Source organism: Caulobacter sp. B11 (assembly GCF_002737765.1).
GTDB lineage: Bacteria > Pseudomonadota > Alphaproteobacteria > Caulobacterales > Caulobacteraceae > Caulobacter.
In genome coordinates this window covers 1-3875 of sequence record NZ_PEGG01000306.1, presented here as the reverse complement: position 1 = coordinate 3875, position 3875 = coordinate 1, and the positions used below count along the sequence as shown (strand labels likewise).

The 3875-nt window shown below is 69.0% G+C and carries 4 protein-coding genes; 2 read left to right on the top strand and 2 right to left on the bottom strand.

Translation table 11 applies throughout. The features are described from left to right. Together CSW58_RS11670 and CSW58_RS11660 are read right to left on the bottom strand one after the other, a co-directional pair. A partial coding sequence (locus CSW58_RS11670; RefSeq protein WP_145980331.1) for a sulfatase-like hydrolase/transferase occupies nucleotides 1–1249 on the bottom strand: 1249 nt, incomplete at its 3' end. A gap of 132 nt (nucleotides 1250–1381) precedes the next feature. Continuing rightward, the gene (locus tag CSW58_RS11660) at nucleotides 1382–1738 is read right to left on the bottom strand and encodes a hypothetical protein (protein WP_099447396.1); all 357 of its coding nucleotides are present in this window, start codon (nucleotides 1736–1738) and stop codon (nucleotides 1382–1384) included. A 148-nt stretch (nucleotides 1739–1886) separates the two neighbouring features. Between CSW58_RS11660 and CSW58_RS11655 the strand changes: the two genes are divergently transcribed. Next, entirely contained in the window at nucleotides 1887–2990 is a 1104-nt protein-coding gene (locus tag CSW58_RS11655; protein WP_099447395.1) for a 2-hydroxychromene-2-carboxylate isomerase, read from the top strand. Nucleotides 2991–3038: 48 nt separating this feature from the next. Then, nucleotides 3039–3875, top strand: an 837-nt coding sequence (locus tag CSW58_RS11650) for a sulfatase-like hydrolase/transferase (RefSeq protein ID WP_145980330.1), incomplete at its 3' end; no start/stop codon positions are given.

The following is a 3875-nucleotide window of genomic DNA, read 5'->3' as shown; positions in this document are numbered from 1 at the left end:
GATCAGCGACCCCGCCGAGGGCGGCATACTGCTTGTAGAGCCGGTAGGGCGTGTTGGAGGCGTTGGTCCAGCCGATCGGATAATGGGCGAAGGTGCCGTCCTCGCCCATGATATCGTGCAGGGCGGCCGCCTGGTCGAGCGGCACGGGTCGTCCGAACGCCGGGGCGAAGATATTGGGGGTGCCCGTTTCGGTGCCCTCGGCCGAGGCTCCGTTGTCCGAGAACACCATGATCAGGGTGTTGTCGCGCACGCCCAGGGCGTCCAGTTCCGCGACCACCTTGCCGATCGCCCGGTCCAGGCCGGTGATCATCCCGGCATAGACCTCCATGTAGCGGGCATAGACCGCCTGCTCGGCGGGGGTCAGCTCGGCCCAGGGCTTGGCGCCGAACGACAGGGGCGGCAAGTCCACGCCGGGCGCGGTGACGCCCAGCGCCTTCTGGCGCTCCAGGCGGGCGCGCCGGACCTCGTCCCAGCCGGCGTCGAACCGACCCTTGTAGTGGTCACGATCGGCGGCCTTGGCCTGCAAGGGCGAATGGGCCACGCCGAACGCCAGCTGCAGGAAGAACGGCTTGTCGGGCGCGGCCATGGTCTGAGTGCGCAGATAGCCGATGGCCTTGTCGGCAAGATCGTCGGACAGGTAGTAGTCGCCGCCGCCGGCCACATCGACCCGGGTCGTGCCGTCGAAGATCGCGCCGGGATGGAAGTGATCGCTGGAGTGGCCCTGGTACCAATAGGCGCGGTCGAAGCCGCGATGGGTCGGCCAGTTGTGGAACGGCCCGGTCGGCCCGTTATGGTCGGCGCTATTGACGTGCCACTTGCCGACCAGGAAGGTCGACCAGCCGGCGTCGCGCAGCACCTCGGGCAGGGCGGCGGCGTCGCGGGTCAGGTCGCCGCGATAGCCCGGATAGCCGGAATCAATGTCGGCCAGCCATCCCATGCCCGCCGAGTGGTGATTGAGCCCCGTCAGCAGGGCCGCGCGGGTGCAAGAGCACATGGCCGTGGTTCGGAAGTTCAGATAGCGCAAGCCGCCGCCGGCCAAGCCATCCAGGGCCGGGGTTTCCAGCTCGCCGCCATAGCAGCCGAGGTCCGCGATGCCGACGTCGTCGAGGATGATCACCACCACATTGGGGGCGTTCTTGGGCGCGCGCGCACCGTGGGTCGCGGCGGGACGAGAATCCTTGAACGACAGGCTGGCGCGGGCGGCCTGACCGTCAGGCAGGGCCGAAGGGGTGACTAGGCCGCTGGTCATCGACTTGACCGCCGCCGCCCCGCCGACCAGCAGCGCGGCCCCGCCGGCGCCCGCCCCGGCCCCAGCAGGAGCGAGCGGCGGTCGACCCCGCGCTTGCCGGTCTTGTCCTCGCCTTTGCTCATGCCCGTGCGCCTAGCTGTGGCCCAGGCCGCGACGGCCCAGGGCGAGGATGGCCAGCAGCACGGCCTCAACGATGATCGGGGCCAGCATGTTGGGGCTGTAGCCGGCGATGGCCAGGGTGACGAGGCGTCCGACCAGGGCGATGGCCAGGGCGATCAGTGGGGCGATCAGCAGCGATCGGCGGTCTCGCAAGGCAGCCGCCAGGGCCAGCGCGCCGGCCACACCGAAAAAGCCGCCGAGGTCGGCGCGAAGGGTGGCCAGACCCAGGCTGTCGGCCGCCGAAAGTCCCAGACGGCCGGCGAAGGCCGCGGGCGCCACCCAGACCTGGACGGCCCCGAGGACCGCCAAAAGGCCCACCAGGCCCACCATCACGCGTGAGATCCGCCGCATAGTCCGCTCCCCGTCTGATTTATAGTGACATGCTAACTGCCATTTTATAGCCTTGGCAAGCTCGCGAGGTTTTTCGCGCCCAGCGGGGGCGGGAAGGCGGCCGGGCGATCACCGATGAGGAGCCGGCATGACCCTGCGCTATGATCTCTACTGGTCCTTCCGCTCGCCCTATTCCTACATGATCACCGACCGGCTTCTGGCCCTGGAGCAGACCCACGACGTGGTCTGCAATGTCCGGCCGGTCTATCCGCTGGCCGTGCGGACCCCGGAGTTCTTCGAGACCCGCGATCCCCTGTGGTTCAGCTACTTCATGCAGGACATCCACCGCGAGGCGGCCTTCCTGGGCCTGCCGTTCCGCTGGCCGATGCCCGACCCCGTGCTGATGGACTACGCCACCCGCACCTATCCGAAGGAGCAGCCGCACATCCATCGCCTGACCCACCTGGGCGTCGCCGCCGCCGAACTGGGCCACGGCCTGGCCTATCTGCGCGAGGTCAGCCACGTGATCTGGAGCGGCGCGGTCGATAACTGGCCGGAGGGCGATCACCTGGACCGCGCCGCCGAGCGGGCCGGCCTGGACCCCGCGGCCCTTTCGGCCCTGGCGGACGGCGAGGCCGAGCGCCTGGCGGCCGTGGTCGAGGTCAACCAGGTCGATCAGCGCGCGGCCGGGCACTATGGCGTGCCGATGATCGCCTTCAACGGCGAGGCCTTCTTCGGTCAGGACCGCTTCGACCAGTTTCGCTGGCGGCTCGACCAGCAGGGCCTCAAGCCCGCGACGCCTGATCACGATTCCCAGGGCGGCGAGTTGCAGGGCCAGCAGCAGCAGGTTGAACGGCTGCCCCGGGACGCTGACCGGCAAGGGTCGCCAGAGATAGAGATTGATCACCGCAAAGGCGGTGTCGGCGACCTGGATGGCGATGAACAGGCCGACCAGATCGCGGCGCCGCGCCACGATGTAGAGCTGGGCCGCGCCCTTCACCATCTGGCCCAGGCCCAGGACGGCGAACAGCGACAGGATGGTCTGCCGGTCGTGGGTCAGGTCGAGCCCGGCGATCGACCCGGCCCCGCCGTCCGGCGCGAAGGCGTGAATCGCGCCCCGTCCCAGATTGATCAGGGCCATCAGCAGCAGCACGAGCGCGGGAAAACGAACCATGGCGGGCCTCCCGCCTCGACACGACGGGTGCGGCGAGGCAACTTGACATCTATCGGCACTATCAATGTCACTATATAGTCGAAGGTCAATGGCGGGCGAGAAGCCCCGCTGGCGAGGGAGGCCGGAATGCGGGTTCTGAAATGGTTGGGCGTGGCCCTGACGGTGCTGGTCGCCCTGGCGGTCGGCGCCTATCTGTCGCGCGAGTTCATCTTCCTGCACATCGGCGCCTGGACGGCGCCGCGCGTGGCCGACAACCGGGCGGTCGACTGGCGGCCAGGCCCGACTGCGGCCGAGGAGCCGGTCGCCGATCGCCCGCCCAACATCGTCTTCATCCTGGCCGATGACCTGGGCTTCAATGACGTCAGCCTGAACGGCGGCGGCATCGCCGGCGGCGCTGTGCCGACGCCCAATATCGACTCCATCGCCCAGGGCGGCGTGGACCTGACCAACGGCTATGCCGGCAACGCCACCTGCGCGCCGTCGCGGGCGGCGATCATGACCGGCCGCTATCCCACCCGCTTCGGCTTCGAGTTCACCCCGACTCCGGTGGGCTTCTCGCGACTGGTCGGCAGCTTCCGCTCGCCCGGGGCCCTGCACCCGCCGCACTTCGCCCGCGACAAGGTCAAGGACGTGCCGCCGATGGACCAGGAGGCCGTTCCGGCCTCCGAGATCACCGTCGCCGAGGTGCTCAAGACCCGCGGCTATCACACGGTGCACCTGGGCAAGTGGCACCTGGGCGGCGCGCCGGGCACGCGCCCCGAACAGCAGGGCTTCGACGAGAGCCTGGGCTTCATCACCGGCGCCTCGATGTTCCTGCCGGCCAAGGATCCGGGCGTGGTCAATTCACGCCAGGACTTCGACCCGATCGACAAGTTCCTGTGGGCCAACCTGCCCTACAGCGTGCAGTACAATGGCCAGAAGCCCTTCCACCCCAACGCCTACATGACCGACTACCTGTCGGAC